16 protein-coding genes are annotated in these 17,350 nt (G+C 43.8%); 2 read left to right on the forward strand and 14 right to left on the reverse strand.

What is annotated here, in order from left to right; all coding sequences use genetic code 11:
• Positions 1-146: 146 nt before the first annotated feature.
• The gene (gene dusA, locus F7R24_RS11815; RefSeq protein ID WP_151671462.1) at positions 147-1,187 is read left to right on the forward strand and encodes a tRNA dihydrouridine(20/20a) synthase DusA; all 1,041 of its coding nucleotides are present in this window, start codon (positions 147-149) and stop codon (positions 1,185-1,187) included.
• Entirely contained in the window at positions 1,188-2,141 is a 954-nt protein-coding gene (gene tal, locus F7R24_RS11820) for a transaldolase (RefSeq protein ID WP_151671463.1), read from the forward strand. It abuts the gene before it with no gap.
• A 9-nt stretch (positions 2,142-2,150) separates the two neighbouring features.
• On the opposite strand, the gene F7R24_RS11825 is transcribed toward tal, so the two are convergent.
• The 14 genes from F7R24_RS11825 to F7R24_RS11890 form a co-directional block, all read right to left on the reverse strand.
• Positions 2,151-2,636 (reverse strand): STAS domain-containing protein, encoded by a 486-nt coding sequence (locus F7R24_RS11825; protein ID WP_151671464.1) that lies wholly within the window; start codon positions 2,634-2,636, stop codon positions 2,151-2,153.
• Positions 2,637-2,638: 2 nt separating this feature from the next.
• Positions 2,639-3,799 (reverse strand): PP2C family protein-serine/threonine phosphatase, encoded by a 1,161-nt coding sequence (locus tag F7R24_RS11830; protein WP_151671465.1) that lies wholly within the window; start codon positions 3,797-3,799, stop codon positions 2,639-2,641.
• Between the two features lie 68 nt (positions 3,800-3,867).
• The gene (locus F7R24_RS11835) at positions 3,868-4,575 is read right to left on the reverse strand and encodes an MlaA family lipoprotein (protein ID WP_151671466.1); all 708 of its coding nucleotides are present in this window, start codon (positions 4,573-4,575) and stop codon (positions 3,868-3,870) included.
• 100 nt (positions 4,576-4,675) lie between these two features.
• Complete coding sequence (locus F7R24_RS11840) at positions 4,676-4,927, reverse strand: GIY-YIG nuclease family protein (protein ID WP_151671467.1); 252 nt, start codon at positions 4,925-4,927, stop codon at positions 4,676-4,678.
• Positions 4,928-4,993: 66 nt separating this feature from the next.
• Positions 4,994-6,394: a siroheme synthase CysG gene (gene cysG / locus F7R24_RS11845; RefSeq protein WP_151671468.1), complete on the reverse strand. Its 1,401-nt coding sequence runs from the start codon at positions 6,392-6,394 to the stop codon at positions 4,994-4,996.
• Positions 6,395-6,433: 39 nt separating this feature from the next.
• Complete coding sequence (locus F7R24_RS11850) at positions 6,434-7,192, reverse strand: phosphoadenylyl-sulfate reductase (protein ID WP_151671469.1); 759 nt, start codon at positions 7,190-7,192, stop codon at positions 6,434-6,436.
• A gap of 4 nt (positions 7,193-7,196) precedes the next feature.
• The gene (locus tag F7R24_RS11855; protein ID WP_151671470.1) at positions 7,197-7,718 is read right to left on the reverse strand and encodes a DUF934 domain-containing protein; all 522 of its coding nucleotides are present in this window, start codon (positions 7,716-7,718) and stop codon (positions 7,197-7,199) included.
• Entirely contained in the window at positions 7,702-9,360 is a 1,659-nt protein-coding gene (locus F7R24_RS11860; protein ID WP_151671471.1) for a nitrite/sulfite reductase, read from the reverse strand. The genes F7R24_RS11855 and F7R24_RS11860 overlap by 17 nt, the downstream gene beginning before the upstream one ends.
• Before the next feature lie 139 nt (positions 9,361-9,499).
• A complete protein-coding gene (gene nirD / locus F7R24_RS11865) occupies positions 9,500-9,865 on the reverse strand; it encodes a nitrite reductase small subunit NirD (RefSeq protein ID WP_151671472.1) in 366 nt (121 codons plus the stop codon).
• Positions 9,862-12,381, reverse strand: coding sequence for a nitrite reductase large subunit NirB (gene nirB / locus F7R24_RS11870; RefSeq protein ID WP_151671473.1), 2,520 nt, complete (start codon positions 12,379-12,381; stop codon positions 9,862-9,864). The genes nirD and nirB overlap by 4 nt, the downstream gene beginning before the upstream one ends.
• A 38-nt stretch (positions 12,382-12,419) precedes the next feature.
• On the reverse strand, positions 12,420-13,277 hold the full coding sequence (locus F7R24_RS11875; protein ID WP_151671474.1) for an ABC transporter ATP-binding protein: 858 nt from the start codon (positions 13,275-13,277) through the stop codon (positions 12,420-12,422).
• A 39-nt stretch (positions 13,278-13,316) separates the two neighbouring features.
• Positions 13,317-14,189 (reverse strand): nitrate ABC transporter permease, encoded by an 873-nt coding sequence (gene ntrB / locus F7R24_RS11880; RefSeq protein WP_151671475.1) that lies wholly within the window; start codon positions 14,187-14,189, stop codon positions 13,317-13,319.
• A gap of 25 nt (positions 14,190-14,214) precedes the next feature.
• Positions 14,215-15,564: a CmpA/NrtA family ABC transporter substrate-binding protein gene (locus F7R24_RS11885; RefSeq protein ID WP_151671476.1), complete on the reverse strand. Its 1,350-nt coding sequence runs from the start codon at positions 15,562-15,564 to the stop codon at positions 14,215-14,217.
• A gap of 309 nt (positions 15,565-15,873) precedes the next feature.
• A complete protein-coding gene (locus tag F7R24_RS11890) occupies positions 15,874-17,139 on the reverse strand; it encodes a nitrate- and nitrite sensing domain-containing protein (protein WP_151671477.1) in 1,266 nt (421 codons plus the stop codon).
• Between the last annotated feature and the right edge of the window lie 211 nt (positions 17,140-17,350).

Consider the following 17,350-nt stretch of genomic DNA (forward strand, 5'->3'; position numbering starts at 1 on the left):
TTAATCATTTACCCTAAGCTCTTAGTTTAAAACCGCATAGAACTAGGGCATCAATTTCAGAGTCACGTTTTTTCGCAAATGAATTGGTCCCACTGTATAATCCTAACCCTTAAAGCATTATGTGGATTTGAGCCTTCCTCCTTCAAATGAATATTAGTCAGACAGTTGAAAACATAGAAACCATAGGCATTAAGCCTGTAGTCACAGAAGTCTCGATAGCAAGACGCTTTTCCGTTGCTCCCATGATGGATTGGACTGACAGCCACTGTCGTTCTTTTCATCGGCTCATGTCTCGTCATGCCTTGCTTTATACGGAAATGGTGACGACAGGTGCATTAATACACGGTCATCGTGAACGTTTTTTGCGCTACACCGATGATGAACACCCTGTCGCTCTTCAGCTAGGTGGCAGCAATCCAGACGATCTAGCCTTATGCGCTCGCATGGCTGAAGATCATGGCTATGACGAGGTCAACCTTAATGTCGGTTGCCCCAGTGATCGTGTTCAAAACAATATGATTGGCGCCTGCTTAATGGGACATCCTCAACTGGTTGCGGAGTGTCTAGCCAGCATGCAGAACGCTGTCTCTATTCCGGTGACCGTTAAGCATCGATTAGGTATCGACGAGTTAGATAGCCAAGAGTATCTGCTTAATTTTATCGATCAAGTGCGCCAAAGTGGCTGCAAGACGTTTATTGTGCATGCTCGCAAAGCCATTTTGCAGGGATTAAACCCAAAGCAGAATCGCGAAATACCGCCACTCTGTTATGATCGTGTTTACGAGGTTAAACAGACGTTTCCAGAGTTAGAAATCATTATCAACGGTGGTATCAAAACCCTGGAAGAATGTGATGAACATTTGCAAAAGGTAGATGGTGTGATGATTGGTCGTGAGGCTTATCAAAACCCCTATCCTTTGTTAAGTCAGGTCGATACGCGTTATTTTAATGACCCGCATCCTATCGCAACTCGAGAAGCGATAGCGGAAGCGTTTATACCTTATATCGAAGCGCAAGTGGCACAAGGTGCGCCTTTATATGCCATTACTAAACACCTGTTAGGATTGTTTCATGGTCAGCGTGGCGGTAAGCAGTTCCGTCGCCACATCAGTGAGAATGGTCATAAAAAAATGGCCGGTCCAGAGGTATTTCAACAAGCACTCAACTTTGTTTTAGGAAAGGATTAAATGATGGATCAGTTAGAACAACTTAAGCAAATGACCAGCGTCGTGGCTGATACTGGGGATATTGACGCCATTGCTCGCTTCAAACCCGTCGATGCTACCACTAACCCATCACTGATGTTGAAAGCAGCTCAAGACCCAAAATATGCTCATCTGCTTCAGCAAGCGAAACAACAAGCTCAGGTATTTGGCGGTAGCAACGCTGAACTATTGCAAAATATGACCGATCAACTGGCTGTTCTGGTGGGTAATGAAATTAGTCAGATGATTCCGGGGCGCATCTCTACCGAGGTAGATGCTCGACTCTCCTTTAATACCCAAGCGACCCTAGCAAAAGCACGTCAACTCATTGCCATGTATGAAAAGCTAGGTATCGGTCGTGAACGGGTATTAATTAAAATCGCGTCCACTTGGGAAGGTATCAAAGCAGCAGAAATTTTGGAGAAGGAAGGTATTCAGTGTAATCTGACTTTACTATTTGGCTTTAGCCAAGCCAAAGCCTGTGCTGATGCGGGTGCATTCCTTATCTCGCCTTTCGTTGGACGGATTTTAGATTGGTATAAAGCGCGTCATCCTGATCAGGATTTCTCTGGTGAGCTAGACCCTGGCGTACTGTCCGTTAGCCGCATCTATCGTTATTACAAGGCGAACGGCTTTGATACTGTGGTCATGGGAGCCAGTTTCCGTAATATCGGCGAAATTCGTTCTCTAGCAGGCTGTGATCGTTTAACGATCAGCCCTGCACTCATGCAAGAGCTAGCAGAATCTGAAGAAAAGCTAGTACGTCGTCTTGACCCTAGTTCCGTCTCTTCAGAAGATATCAAAGAAGTGATCGATGAGTCAGCGTTTCGTTGGCAGATGAACGAAGATGCTATGGCCACCGAGAAGCTTGCAGAGGGTATTCGAAACTTTGCCGCTGATCAGGTGAAACTGGAAACACTGCTAAGTCAGCTTTAATAGCTGCTTTCAAGAACAGTTTTCAAGGGTCTCGACGAGATCCTTGAAAGCACTTCGGTTACTTTCGTTTAAATCAATCAACACTTTGTGAGCATGGATAATTCGCTTACGAACATCGTCTTCTGATTCAGCCACAAATGGCACTTGTTTCAGATCTGTTACACTGGTGGGTAAAAAATCCAGTAACAAAAACACCTGATCGAAACCCATCGCCAATAGAATTTGGGTGATATCGGGATTCGTGGAAACCAGCGTCGGTTTAGGCATGTCTCTCTCGCTGCATTTAATTGCCAGCTTTGCTACTAATCCCAAAGAAGTACTATCGATATTGGTCGTTTCTGTCAGATCTATAAGCGTATCTTTGATCAGCTCATTGGAAAGGCACAACTCAAGGTGTTTATCTATCGTAGAGCAGAGCGTTAAGCGCACTTCTCCAACAAACTTAAGCACATAATGCCCATCCTGACAGGCATAAAAAATTTCACCATCACTCATGTTCAGGCTCGGGATACTGTCATAATGGCTACATCATCCGGATGTGATTCTGCACCAAATTCCAACTGTGCAGTTAAATCTCCAGATGAAATAAATCCATTTTTCAAGGTTCTCAGTAGCAAAGCTTCCTTGTCTGCTAGAGAAGGTTCAACGATCGTTTCCAGAATTCCATCGGAAAACAGCGTTAATGTAAACTCTTCGGGCAGATCGATTTGACGTTCTTCAAACACGGGTTTTTCAAACATACCCACAGGCATACCACGACCTTGCAAAAATTCAGCATTACCGGATGTACACATGACAGGCATGGGATGATGACCACCCACCGCATAAGTTAATCTTGAAGTCTTGGTATCAAGTAAACCAATAAACATCGTCATGTGCTTACCCATTCGAGTCAACAGTATTTCCTGATTCACTCTATGTAAGGTAGCCATCGGCGAAAGCAGATCAAAACTTGAGTTTCGTCTGTAGTTACGCAGTAATCGACCCGTTAGATTTTTGAGTAACACAGTGACAAGCGCTGATGATGCTCCATGACCAGAAACATCGGCTAGGTAAAACATACTCAAATCATCGTTAATTTTTATAGCATCAACAAAATCACCGCTGAGTAACAAGGACGGAGTCAAGGTATATTCAAATCTAACACCGTTAATGTACTGTTCGGGCTCTGGCAATAAATTTTGTTGCACGTGCTGTGCAGCATGATGGTCTGCCCTTAACTCATCCAAACTACGCTCTAGAGAGTCACGCAGTGTGTTGGCATCTTCTATGTGAGTGGCGCGGCGAATTTGACGACGCATAGAGGTTATGAAGGCATGAGTATTTTCATAAAGCTCTGAGCGCAAAAAAACGTCATCGGCACCTGCTCTAAGTGCAATGCGCATTGCGACCGAACTGTCTTCAGAAATCAACGCAACCACTGGCTTTGGGCTGAGGTATTTAGAAAACAGCTTTAGCTCTTCAAGCCCAAGGGTATTAAGGTCAAGAATTGCGAGTGAAAGAGTTAAACTTTCAAGCGCTTCTTTAGCGGATTGTGTGTCACGAACCAGTACCACTTTGATGTTAGGCTCATCACACATCTCACAAATTTCGAATAATCTATCAATGGTTTCAGTCGACGATGAGGCCAAAAGAATATTCTGAAATGCACGACTCATAAATCATTAAACCTTTGATGCTTCGGATTCATGAGCCGGCCTATTTGAAAAACAATCAACAAAAAAGATTAAAAATCTGATTCGTCAAACGTAACGTTCATTTCACCGTCATTGATTAAAAATTCACGACGCTGCAAATACGCATCACGAATAAAACTATAGCGGTCACCACTGATGATGCGCTCTGCATCAAGTAGCTGTGAACGCGTATCGATTACACGAAGTACACGCAAGGGTACACGTGTTGAATTATCATCGACATAGTAAAGTGGGTCAATATACCAATCTGGAACCATACCCACAGTATCACGAACAGTACTGGGTCCAAACAAAGGAAGTACCACATATGGACCTGAAGAAACGCCCCAATAACCTAGAGTTTGGCCAAAGTCTTCGTTGTTTTTGGCGATTCCCATTGGGGTAGCGACGTCGATCAAGCCACCCAAACCAAAGGTCGTGTTAAAAGTAATACGAGAGAAATCCTCAAGCGCATTATGAACTTTACCTTGAAAAAGGTTATTGAACATGGTGCGAACATCTTTCAGGTTTTCAAAGAAGTTGTTAACACCGGTTTGTGCAATTTGTGGTGTTACATAACGATAGCCTTGAGTTACAGGCTTCAGAACAGCGCGATCTAGACCTTCGTTGAAGTTAAATACCGCTCGGTTAAAGCCTTCCCAAGGATCGTTTTCGCTTTGAGCATGTACCATTGTCGCCGAAAGTGATAATGCAACACTTAGGGTAATAACAACTTTTTTCAAGGATTTAGACAGCATTTTATTTCCTTTCTTCTGCCAGAAGTGCAAAGTTAATTCAATCTATTGTAGTCATTGATGCGCTGCGAATAAAGCAGAATCCGGTGATAATTGGTATAATTCATTGGTTGAGAAGCTTCTCTTTCATGGAACGACTCATTTTTTTCAATGCAGCTTCACGTTTTGAAGCGCTACTTCTATTTAAATGAGGCTCTTTCCAAACCAAAATGACGGGTCTACGGGCACGAGTATAGCGGGCGGCAAGGCGATCTGAACCATTATGCTCGTCCACGCGGCGAACGACATCAGTGGTGATGCCTGTATAAAGCGAGTTATCCGCACAGCGGAGCATGTAAACATACCAGTTGCTCATGAGTCTATGATGCCACAAGCATGGGCTTCCTTATACGCTGCTGGTTAAACGACCTTTGCTAACAGTTTAACCTGCCAACAAATCAGTGCTGCCAAACCAACTGAGTTGAGAGTGAAGCGCAACCACCTCACCGACAATGATAATGGCAGGCGCTTCAAGCTGTGCTTGATGTTGAAGTTCGACAATAGTATCTAAGGTACCCGTAATGACGCGCTGCTCTGTTGAGGTACCCTGAGACACGATGGCAATTAAGGTATTTGCAGGCTTGCCATGCTGAATAAGACCTTGCACAAGCAGTTCTAAGGTATGCAACCCCATATAAAACACGATGGTCTGATTGGGAGTAATCATTTCTGCAAAATTGAGGTCGGTTGTTCTGTTTTTCAGCTGCCCCGTCACAAACTTAACAGATTGTGCATAATTACGATGTGTCAGAGGAATACCACCATAGGTAGAACAAGCGCTGGCGGCGGTAATGCCAGGGACTACCTGAAACGGAATTCCAGCTGCCTTGAGTTGTTCTAACTCTTCCCCTCCCCGACCGAAAATAAACGGATCTCCACCTTTCAGTCGAACCACTCGACGACCGGCTTTAGCATGATCAATTAACAGCTGATTGATGTCATGTTGAGGAACTGCATGATTATCACGTTTTTTACCGACATAGATCATGTCAGCATCACGGCGACAGAGCTCAAGAACTTCATCGGATACCAATCGATCATAAAGTACCACATCAGCCTGCTGCATTAAGCGTAAAGCCTTGAAGGTTAATAAGTCAGGATCACCCGGCCCGGCCCCCACTAAATAGACTTCACCTGTGTGGTTTTCAGCTGAACCCTCTTTTATCTGTTCCAACAGGAGAGCTTCCGCTTCTGCATCTCTTCCCGCAAAGACCTTTTCAGCCACTTGACCATTCAGTACTTTTTCCCAAAATACGCGACGTTCATTAACAGAACTAAAGCGTGCTTTGACTTGATCGCGTAAACGTCCGACTAACTGACCTAATCGACTGAAGCTGACGGGTATTTGGCTTTCTAATTTTGAACGTAAAATGCGCGCCAACACCGGAGATTGTCCACCAGAGCTGATACCTATGACGATCGGTGAGCGATCGACAATCGCTGGAAAAATGAACGTACATAACGGCGGATTATCGACCACATTCACAGGGATATTGACAGCCACAGCATCATGATGGACGCGTTCATTCAGTGGCTCATCATCTGTTGCGGCTAACACCAAGGTTTTACCCTGCAGTAGATCGGCATGGTAATCACCTAGGATTGCTTCCCCCTGATGTTGCTCTAACAATTCAGCAAGTTCTGGATCTATCGCGTGCGAAACGACCGTTAATCGAGCGCCAGCTCGGCTTAATAAGCGCGCCTTTCGAAGCGCCACATCGCCACCACCCACCAGCAGGACATCTCGCTGTTTTAAGTCAAAAAAGAGGGGTAAATATTCCATCTGGCTGCTCGAAAGGTAAGTTATATGAAGGCTTAAGGATTAGGATTCTTGTCGTAACGGAATGCTAGAAGCAGCATGCAAACCGCATTCACGGCTTTCAGGGTTTTCCCACCACCAACGTCCAGCACGCAGATCTTCCCCCACACTAATCGCACGAGTACAAGGCGCGCAACCGATACTAGGGTAATGTTGATCATGTAAAGCATTGTAAGGAACATCATAATGATGAATATAAGCCCAGACCTCTTTATCAGTCCAATCCGCTAAAGGATTCAGCTTTTGTAAACCATTTGACTCATCCCACTCCGAAAATTCGACAGCATCACGAGTAACAGACTGTTCCCGACGTAAGCCCGTAATCCAGGCCTGTCGATCAGCCAATGCACGCTTAAGGGGTTCAAGCTTACGCACAAAGCAGCAGGCTTTACGCAGTGACTGAGATTGATAAAAGGCATTGATACCATGATCACGAACATAGGCCTCAACGGCAGAGGATTCAGGGTAATACACCTGAACCAACAGATGAGGATAACGATCAGAAAGTGTGTGCAACAGCGTCAAGGTTTCTTCAGGCAAACGTCCCGTATCCAATACAAACTGAGGAACCTCTGGAAGAAAGCGCGCTAGTAGATCCGTCAACACCATGTCTTCTGCGCCCAAACTGTTTGCCAACACAAGATTACCTTGATACAAGGTTTGCGCTTCGCTGAGCTGTGCTATGACCTGCTCTATCTTTACACTCAGCGCTAAAGAGTGAGGCTCTTTTACTGGCGATTGAGGGGTTACTTGTTCAGACATACACTTAACTCAGCTCAGTATTGATTTCTTGGCGATAAATAGGACGCGGGTCATCAGCGGCACCTTGATAGTGATAGCTGATTTCATCAAACGCCTTAAATACATCATCGCTGTGCTTCTCATCAGCCAGATCAAATGCGTTGAAGCCACAACGCTCTAGATAGCCTAGCTGATCGCGACCAAAATGACCGACAGCACGCAACTCACCTTGATAGCCTAATCGGCGTATTTGACGGGCCAAACTAAAGCCACGACCATCACGAAAGATTGGGAATTCAATGGCGATTAAAGACAACTGCGGCAACCACGTTGCCAGATCGCTGATATCATCATCACCGTTCAGTTGAATACCCATCCTTTGAGGACCCATCGCATCCAGGTTAAGGATCGCAAATTCTTCCATCAGGGCATAAGGAATAAGGAGATTCTCAACTCCAGCAACCAGATCACTGGCCTGTTGACCTTCTTCTGGGTTAATCAACACCCATTTATTTTCAGTTAATTGACGATCAATGAGCAGCGGCATACACCTTCTCCTTAAATGGATCCAAGCCAACACGACGAACGGTATCTAGAAAACGCTCTTCATCCGTACGCTGCTCTACATAGGTTTCCAATAACTTACGCAGCACACTTGGAACCTCATCTGCGGCAACCGCTTTGCCAAGTACTTTTCCAAGCGAAGCGTCTTCACGACCGGAACCACCTAGGGTGATCTGGTACCAATCTTCGCCTTTCTTATCGACTCCCAAGATACCAATATGCCCTACGTGATGATGACCACAGGCATTGATACAACCTGACATATTCAGCTGGATATCACCGAGATCGTAGAGGTAATCCAAGTCATCAAATTCTGCATTAATCGCATCAGCAATATTCAATGTTTTGGCATTGGCCAAAGAACAGAAATCAAACCCTGGGCAAACAATCATATCGGTCAAGGTATTGATATTTGCCCTTGCCAGATTATGTTCTGCCAGTGATTTCCAGACTTCATAAAGATCATCTTGACGAACATCCCCTAGTACTAGGTTTTGATCGTGAGTAGACCGTATCTCTGAGAAGCTATATTGATCAGCAAGGTCTGCAACGATATCCATTTGCAAATCAGTAATATCGCCTGGGGCACCTAAATGTGGCTTTAAAGAAACCACAACAGAGCGGTAACCTGTCACTTTATGAGCACGAGTATTGCGAGTGAACCACACCTTAAAATCGACATCAGATTGCAACTGCTGGATTAATGCAGGCGATTCAGCTTCTAGACTTTCATAGGGATGAGGTTGGAAAAAGCCTTTTACACGGTTGATTTCGTCATCGGTTAAACGCAGTTCTGTATCTTTCGTGAATTGCCATTCAGCTTCAACCAGATCACGAAAGGCATCAATACCCATCGATTCCACTAAAATCTTGATGCGTGCTTTGTATTTGTTATCACGACGGCCTTTTAGGTTATAAACGCGTAAAATCGCATCTAAATAGGACAACAAATCGTGCTTAGGCAAAAACTCACGAATCACCTTACCTATGACCGGTGTACGACCTAGCCCACCACCTACGAGTACTTCAAAACCTATCTCGTCCTGTTCATTAGTGACTAAATGTAAGCCAATATCGTGAACCTGACTGGCGGCTCGATCTTCTGAACTACCGGTGACAGCAATTTTGAATTTGCGCGGAAGATAAGCAAACTCTGGGTGCAAGGTCGACCATTGACGAATAATTTCACACCAAGGACGCGGATCTTCAATCTCATCGGCAGTGATACCGGCAAAATGATCAGTCGTGGTATTACGAATACAGTTACCCGACGTCTGGATCGCGTGCATCTGCACCTGCGCTAATTCCGCCAAGATATCAGGAACTTCTTCGAGCTTAGGCCAGTTAAACTGGATATTGGTCCGCGTGGTAAAGTGTCCATAACCTTTATCGAAAGTGCGCGCAATATGCGCCAGTTTACGAAGCTGGTTGGCAGACATGAGCCCATAAGGAATGGCTACACGCAGCATCGGTGCTTGACGCTGAATATAGAGTCCATTCATTAAACGCAAGGCAAGAAACTCATCCTCAGACAGTTCGCCTGCTAAAAAGCGTCGTGTCTGATCACGAAATTGCTCGACACGCTCATCAACAATTTTTTGATCGACCTTGTTGTATTGATACATCGCTTAACGTTTCCTTTTCACCTGCAACTCAGGCGATGGTATTGACAGATGAGCGCAGTCTAACCTGAAACACATATAACTTAAAATACTAATTATGAATTTTTATATAACCACAATCCATTGAATAATCTCTAGCCATTCATGAAACCTCATCCGAGGTATTAATTTCTACAAGATTACCTCGTAGACGAATAGGCCAAGTGTTGACCGTCACCGTAGGATCTTCCAAACATTCCCCAGTATCTAGACGAAAATGTTGCTTATAAATCGGTGAGGCCACAGTCCAAACGCCATTACCTTCACAGACGATCCCATGAGCTAACACATCTGCATTTGAAAAAGGATCTTTATGGGAAATAGCATAGAGTTTGAAATCATTAGACCCTATAGCAAAAATCGCTACCGCCTTTCCTTTGACAAGAACAGCCACACCGGAACCCATCACCAGATCGTCTAGGTGACAAACCTCAAGCCATTCGGGAATTGTCTTTGCTAATGAATTCATGAATATTCCTCCTCAGCTATCTGACGAGCAGGTATCATCTGGCCTCGCTCTTCAATCATCTCAATTCGCGCTCGGCGAGGTTCGTCTGCATTGACATAACTTCGAAATCGCTTGCGTTTCGTAGGGTCTTGTAACGCACTTTTCCACTCACACTGATAAGTGTTTACAACGTGCTGCATGCGAGACTCCAACTCCTTTGCTAAACCTAAACGATCTTCGATGACTACTTGGCGAAGATATTCTAGCCCACCGTCCAAACTCTCCATCCATACTGAAGTGCGCTGCAGACGATCAGCTGTGTAAACATAAAACATCAGCACACGATCTATGTAACGAATCAATGTCTCGTCATCAAGATCGGTTGCAAACAAGTCAGCATGACGAGGCTTCATACCGCCGTTCCCACAGACAAAAAGATTCCATCCTTTTTCGGTGGCTATCACGCCTATATCCTTACTTTGTGCTTCAGCACATTCTCGAGTACAACCCGACACCGCCATTTTGACTTTATGAGGTGAGCGCAGCCCCTTGTATCTGTTTTCTAAACGAATCGCCATGCTCATACTGTCTTGCACACCGTATCGACACCAGGTATCACCGATACAGGACTTTACCGTTCTTAAAGACTTACCATAGGCATGGCCTGTTTCAAATCCAGCAGCGATAAGTTCTTCCCAAATTTTAGGTAATTCATCTAAGGTAGCACCAAACAGATCTATGCGTTGACCACCGGTAATCTTGGTATAGAGATTATATTTTTTTCCCACTTCACCAATGCTAATGAGCATTGCTGGTGTAATTTCACCGCCGGGAATTCGAGGCACAACAGAATAGGTTCCATTCTTTTGCATATTTGCCATAAAGGTATCATTAGTATCTTGAAGGGCGACATGGGCTGGTTCATGAATATGTTCATTCCATACGCTTGCAAGGATGGATGCAACGGCAGGTTTGCAGATTTCACACCCTCCTCCTTTTCCGTGACGCTCTATTAGCGCGTCGAAGGTTTTAATCTCTTCTACTTTAACTACATGGAATAACTCTTGGCGGGTAAAATGAAAATGTTCACAAAGTGATTTATCAACATGAACGCCTCGTTTTTCAAGCTCACTATCCAAGATGCTTTTAGCCATTGCTGCACATCCACCGCAGCCTGTTGCCGCTTTCGTCGTTGACTTGATATCAGCTAAAGAGATGGCTCCTTGATCGATGGCTTCACATATATTGCCTTTCGTCACATTATGACATGAGCAAATGGTTGCCTCTGTGGGTAAAGCAGAACTGCTTAAAGAAACAGCTTCACCTGTACTTGATGGCAAAATAAGCATCTCAGGTGATGATGGTAGCTCTATGCCATTAAGCGCGTACTGCAACAAGGTATCGTAAAAGCTATTGTCACCTATTAAGATTGCTCCGAGAAGATGTTTACCATCCTCCGATACCACTAGCTTTCGGTATACCCCTGTTAATTCATCAGCATAGCGATAATTTAAAGCACCCGGTGATGTCCCATGAGCATCTCCAATAGAGCCAACATCGACACCCAGTAATTTTAGTTTGGTAGACATATCAGCACCGCTAAACTGGGTACTCCTATCATCTAGAATATGTGCTAAAGCTGCCCTAGCCATGGTATAACCGGGTGCCACTAAACCAAATTGCTGATGATTCCAAACTGCACATTCACCAATGGCATAGATATGAGGATCACTGCTACAACAGTGGCTATCGACTAGAATTCCTCCACGCTGTCCTATCGTGAGGCCTGCCTCAGCCGCAAGTTTGTCCTGTGGTCTAATTCCTGCAGAAAAAACGATAAGATCCGTTTCTAAATAGCTGCCATCGTTAAAGCACATTCTCAAGCGTTTATCTTGTCCCTCAATAATCTGCTCAGTTGCCTTGCTGGTATGAACACCAACATCTAGATCTTCTATTTTACGACGCAGTAATGTTCCCGCTTCGGTATCAAGCTGCACCGGCATTAAACGAGGTGCAAACTCAACCACATGAGATTCCAATCCGAGCTTTTTCAGAGCATGAGCAGCCTCAAGCCCAAGCAACCCCCCACCCACGACAACACCATGAGCAGCTCCGTCTGCACTGGCTTGTATTGCATCGAGATCTTCTAGAGTTCTATAAACCAGACAGTGCGGTTGGTCATTACCCGGAATAGGAGGAACAAAAGGATAAGAGCCCGTAGCGAACACCAGTATGTCATAGACATACTCTCCACTATTCGATATTACTTTTTTAACATCGCGATCAATCTTAGTAACGGGTTCTGCAAGATGTAATTGAATCTGATGTTTGCTGTAAAAATCTTCATCACCTAACTGCAAGTGAGTTTTGCTTGGGTGATCAAAATATTCAGACAGATGAACACGGTCATAAGCACGACAAGGTTCTTCAGCGAAAATTCGCAGTTCGTATTCTGTTGCAGCAGCGGATGACATCAACTGCTCTGCAAAGTGGTGGCCGACCATACCATTACCGATAACCACAAGTTGCTTTTTCATTGTATCGCCTCTATGAGCTATGACGAGTGAGGATAGTGCTATGCATTCACCGCTTTCGCGTCAGTTTCTATTTTAAGATTTTGAGTCTTACGTGCTGGGGTAAGCGTTTCTACTTTGCGCTGTTTTTCATATAGAAAGCGCAGAACTTCGCGACGATATCGGTTGTACTTAGGATCATCTGCTAGATCTATCCGATTTCTAGGCTTAGGTAGATCGATGTCTAAGATCTCACCGATGGTTGCGTCAGGTCCGTTTGTCATCATCACAATTCGATCTGATAGCAACACAGCTTCATCCACATCATGGGTAATCATGATGATGGTGCTGTTAATTTCAGCCTGAATTTTCATCACCTCATCTTGAAGATGAGCTCGAGTAAGTGCATCTAACGCACCAAAAGGCTCATCTAACAAAAGTACTTTTGGCTCCATGGCAAGTGCGCGAGCAATGCCAACACGCTGTTTCATTCCTCCTGAAATTTCTGCTGGCCGCTTATCAAGGGCATGAGACATATGTACCATTTCCAGACTGCGTAAAATCCATTCATGTCTCTGAGCAGCCGTCTTAGTTTTTCGAAAAGTTTTATTAACAGCGATGGCAACGTTTTCATAAACGGTGAGCCAAGGAAGCAGTGAGTGATTTTGAAATACAACACTTCGATCTGGTCCAGGGGAATTAACTTCCTTACCATCAAGTATTACTCCACCGCTACTTGAAGATAAGAGACCAGCGACAATATTTAATACTGTTGATTTCCCGCATCCTGAGTGACCGATGATAGAAATATACTCACCTTTTTCTATAAACAAGTTGATGTCTTTTAGTACGCAAGTCGATTTATTGCCTGTACCAAAGGTTTTGTTGACGCCTTCAATTGCCAAGTAATGCTTAGACATGATGATCACCTCTCATGATCTGTTAATTCAGTAATTCAATTACTGCGCTGAAGTTCCGCGAGTAACTAATGTAGATATAAATCCAATCAACCTATCCAACAAAAACCCAACAATACCGACATACACCAGCGCTAATACAATGTCGCTGATCATCGATGCATTCCAGGCATCCCATATAAAGAAACCAATTCCTACGCCACCAATAAGCATTTCTGCCGCGACAATAGCTAGCCAAGATAAACCAATACCAATTCGTAAGCCGGTAAAAATATAAGGCGCTGCAGCGGGAAGCATAATTTTCACAAAATACTCATAACCATTTAAAGAAAGCACTCTGGATACGTTGCGATAGTCTTCCGGAATATTTCTAACGCCGACTGATGTATTGATAATGATTGGCCAAATAGCTGTAATAAAAATCACAAATATTGCTGAAGGATTACTGTCTTGAAACGCAGCCAGTGATATTGGAAGCCATGCCAACGGGGGGACGGTTCTTAATATCTGAAAGATCGGATCTAGTCCTCGCATTGCCCAAGTCGACTGACCTACCAAAACGCCCAAGCTGATACCAGCAATAACCGCTAAAGTATAGCCGTATGCGACACGCTCCAAACTAGCCAGAATCTGCCACCCCATACCAACATCCGTTCCGCCATGATTGTAAAAGGGGTTCACGATCAACTCCCATGTATCGGAAACGACTCTGGACGGTGAAGGCAGAGCCGCGCCCGGGGAGGACGTCATCCATTCCCAGATAATGATGAATAAAAAAGCTATAATGAGTGCAGGTAGAACATTGGTAACGAAACTCTGCCCCATGCGTTTAGATTGAAGAGAAGCCTTATGGAGAAAGTGAACTTTCTGATTGTCCATTAAGGTTCCCGTTGCGTTTTGAGTATTAACTTTCATCTTTATTCTCCTGCAATAACACGGTTTAAATACGTGTTATTGCCATGCTATCGAGATAGGCTTGTGGATTTTCAGGATCGAATACTTTTCCATCAAAAAATGTTTCGATACCACGAGAGGTACTTTCAGGAATATCACTGGCATCAACGCCTAGCTCTAAAGCAGCAACACGCCATAGGTCTTCACGATTCACTTGATCTACAAGGGCAGAAGAATCCAACGTAGTTGGTAAATATCCCCAACGTTTATTCTCCGTGAGGAACCATAAGTCGTGACTTTTAAACGGATATGAAGCTTGATCTTTCCAATAACGCATCTGATCCGGATGGTTTTCGATCACTTTGCCATTTCCGTAATCAAAATTACCTTCCATACGATCGACTATGTCAGCAAAAGGGGCGTGAATATATCGGCGACGAGAACAAATTTCAGCCACTTCACGACGATTTTCGAATTGCTCGCAATAAATTTGCGCTTCCATAATCGCTTTTAACAATGCTTTAGTTGAATTAGGATTTGCATCTACATAATCAGCACGCATCGCAAATGCTTTTTCTGGATGATTATGCCAAATCTCTCCTGTGGTATTAGCGGTATAACCTATACCCTGATTCACTAACTGTTGATTCCAAGGTTCACATACACAAAAGGTATCCATACTGCCAACACGCATGTTAGCTACCATTTGTGCGGGAGGAACAACGATTGTCGAAATATCTCTATCAGGGTCAATACCCCCAGCAGCTAACCAATAACGCATCCACATATCATGTGTTCCACCAGGAAAAGTCATTGCGGCGTTGATAGCATTTCCGCCAGCTCTTTTCGCTGCTAAGGCTTCGCCGAAAACTTTCGTGTCCATGCCTACTTTAAGATCATTATATTCTTGACCTACAGAGATACATTGCCCAGCCAAATTGAGCCGTGCAAGAATATACATAGGTGTTGGAATGTTATTGGCAGTCATCGCACCAGAGGAAATAAGGTATGGCATAGGGGTTAATATATGCGCCCCATCAATACCATTTCTGCGAGAGCCTAATACCAAATTATCTCGTGTTGTTCCCCATGAGGATTGTTTCAGCACTTCAACATCTGTCATACCATGCTTAGCAAAGAATCCTTTCTCCAACGCTACAAATAATGGTGCTGCATCCGTCAATGCAATGAATCCGAGTTTAGCTGAGGTCGTTTCGAGCGTGCCGAGTGTTGATGCATTAGCACGACTCATTGCCATAGGTAGCATCCCACCTAATGAGGCAGCGCCAGCAACGGCAGCCAACCCTCCCATAAAGCGACGGCGATTCGGATTAATCAGCTCTAAGTTAGAGTTAGATTCTGCAACTAATATTTGTTTAGATTCTTTCGTTTTCATCATTCACTCCAAATAATCAAAAAAAAACGGCGTTCACCTCAATCAACTCGTCGTGAAACGAATTAGAGGTGGACGCCGTTGTCCAGTAGTCTGATTTATTCATCTAACATCTATGAAAGAAGCTAGAAAAATATTTACTTTGATTAAGTTAAAGCAGAATGCATGCCAGAAAAATAAATACAATTAAAAACAGTTATTTATATTAAACAGAGAAGTATTGACAGAAATTATCTTGTAAAAATTGCACATTAATTGTGCGCCATGCACTGAAAAAAGTCATAAAAACGATAATAAATGAGATATTCATCTTTATTTTTTGCGCAACAACATATTTGTACGCTCGATAATAATCTCGGCAACATCCAATAAACGTAAGTTTTGTTCCATCGCAGATTGACGAATCTGTCGATAAGCTTGCTCTTCAGTTAACCCTTGATAATCTATGAGTAATCCCTTAGCCCTTTCTATGATTTTTCGCTCTACTAGTGCTTGGCGTGCTTGCTGCAACTCATCACTCACCTCCTGTAAGCGCAAGGATTGCACTTTAAGTAGTTCATATACTGAACGACCCATTGGAGGCATTTCATCCAGTTTGCTAGCATCATAGCCATGTGCAGACTCCCTAAGAAAACTGAGAGAAGCATTTAACGTTTCTGAATTAAGGCAGTTGAGTAGGTAATGATGATTTCTTAGATCGCATTTTGCTCCATCTAACTTTAGCTGGCATAGTGACAACAAATCAGAAGCAAGCAACTCCTCTATTTCTTTTAGTGAGTCAATTCGACAGGTTGCTACTTCATACCATAGCTCACTGAAAGCTGACGGAACTAGCTCGCTAGCATTTGATCTAGCAACGATTTTGCGCAGTCTGTTTAATTCAGAAGAACATTCATGAACCATTAAAGCTTCCCATCTAGCCAAAGGTCCCGGACTACTATGATCAGCAAAAGTCTCGAAACATCGCGCTTGGGCCTCAATCAAATGATGAAGTTTTTGCTGATCTTCTAGTTCAAAATGTCCTGCTGCGAAGCCACTCGCTCCCCAAGCACGCTCTTGCCCCGCCAGTTCTTTACCCTGCATAAAGTTGAACATAGCCACCAATGCGCGAGTAATATCGGGATCTGTTGCCGTGTCTGCCGCTTCAAATACAACAGACAATAGTCCAGCAATTAAATCGCTCATCAGTCGGGTAAACTCTTTTACTTTTATGCGCAAGTTTACCGCCCGCTCACGAATATCGAACAAAGAGTCTAGGCCATGTATGACATAGGCTATGCGTGTATACAAACGCACACTTCCGGATTGATGACAATTGCCCAGATCTAGGGCTGCAAAACGCTGACGTAATAACAATTCCTGTTGCTTACAATGTTCTATTTGTTCCAACCTCTGCAGCCCAAAGCGATTTCCTTCTGAAGCAATGAACACATTGGTCAAGCCTCTTTCTCGCTGTAGCATATGAACTAGCTGGCTAATACTGCGTACCAACTCACCCGTCATTAATAACTCTTCTAAATTAGCAATTTCACAGCGTTTCGATGCTAATAAAAAATCTTTTGCACTGCTTGAAGGCATGATGCACTCCGAAATCGTGATTTACTGAATTACTGCAAGTTTTATTCCAATAGCTATTCGCCCAAATACAAGACACGGCAACAGAATGACTCGAATTAACTGCACCACGTTAGGGCATAGACAACATCACGAGAGGATTGAAAAAATACTTATATATTGTTTTTATTAATGAAAAGTATATAGGCATAATTTTTGCTTATTGTTTTGTATA

Origin of the sequence: Nitrincola schmidtii (assembly GCF_008973715.1) — a bacterium.
GTDB classification, from domain to species: domain Bacteria; phylum Pseudomonadota; class Gammaproteobacteria; order Pseudomonadales; family Balneatricaceae; genus Nitrincola; species Nitrincola schmidtii.

What these genes read in the sequence shown, in the direction of transcription:
- F7R24_RS11850 (WP_151671469.1), bottom strand. Translation starts at nt 7,192, where the DNA reads ATGTCTGAACAAGTAACCCCTCAATCGCCAGTAAAAGAGCCTCACTCT.
- nirD (WP_151671472.1), bottom strand. Translation starts at nt 9,865, where the DNA reads ATGAATTCATTAGCAAAGACAATTCCCGAATGGCTTGAGGTTTGTCAC.
- ntrB (WP_151671475.1), bottom strand. Translation starts at nt 14,189, where the DNA reads ATGAAAGTTAATACTCAAAACGCAACGGGAACCTTAATGGACAATCAG.
- nirB (WP_151671473.1), bottom strand. Translation starts at nt 12,381, where the DNA reads ATGAAAAAGCAACTTGTGGTTATCGGTAATGGTATGGTCGGCCACCAC.
- F7R24_RS11825 (WP_151671464.1), bottom strand. Translation starts at nt 2,636, where the DNA reads ATGAGTGATGGTGAAATTTTTTATGCCTGTCAGGATGGGCATTATGTG.
- tal (WP_151671463.1), top strand. Translation starts at nt 1,188, where the DNA reads ATGATGGATCAGTTAGAACAACTTAAGCAAATGACCAGCGTCGTGGCT.
- F7R24_RS11830 (WP_151671465.1), bottom strand. Translation starts at nt 3,799, where the DNA reads ATGAGTCGTGCATTTCAGAATATTCTTTTGGCCTCATCGTCGACTGAA.
- dusA (WP_151671462.1), top strand. Translation starts at nt 147, where the DNA reads ATGAATATTAGTCAGACAGTTGAAAACATAGAAACCATAGGCATTAAG.
- F7R24_RS11860 (WP_151671471.1), bottom strand. Translation starts at nt 9,360, where the DNA reads ATGTATCAATACAACAAGGTCGATCAAAAAATTGTTGATGAGCGTGTC.
- F7R24_RS11835 (WP_151671466.1), bottom strand. Translation starts at nt 4,575, where the DNA reads ATGCTGTCTAAATCCTTGAAAAAAGTTGTTATTACCCTAAGTGTTGCA.
- F7R24_RS11875 (WP_151671474.1), bottom strand. Translation starts at nt 13,277, where the DNA reads ATGTCTAAGCATTACTTGGCAATTGAAGGCGTCAACAAAACCTTTGGT.
- F7R24_RS11855 (WP_151671470.1), bottom strand. Translation starts at nt 7,718, where the DNA reads ATGCCGCTGCTCATTGATCGTCAATTAACTGAAAATAAATGGGTGTTG.
- F7R24_RS11885 (WP_151671476.1), bottom strand. Translation starts at nt 15,564, where the DNA reads ATGAAAACGAAAGAATCTAAACAAATATTAGTTGCAGAATCTAACTCT.
- cysG (WP_151671468.1), bottom strand. Translation starts at nt 6,394, where the DNA reads ATGGAATATTTACCCCTCTTTTTTGACTTAAAACAGCGAGATGTCCTG.
- F7R24_RS11890 (WP_151671477.1), bottom strand. Translation starts at nt 17,139, where the DNA reads ATGCCTTCAAGCAGTGCAAAAGATTTTTTATTAGCATCGAAACGCTGT.
- F7R24_RS11840 (WP_151671467.1), bottom strand. Translation starts at nt 4,927, where the DNA reads ATGAGCAACTGGTATGTTTACATGCTCCGCTGTGCGGATAACTCGCTT.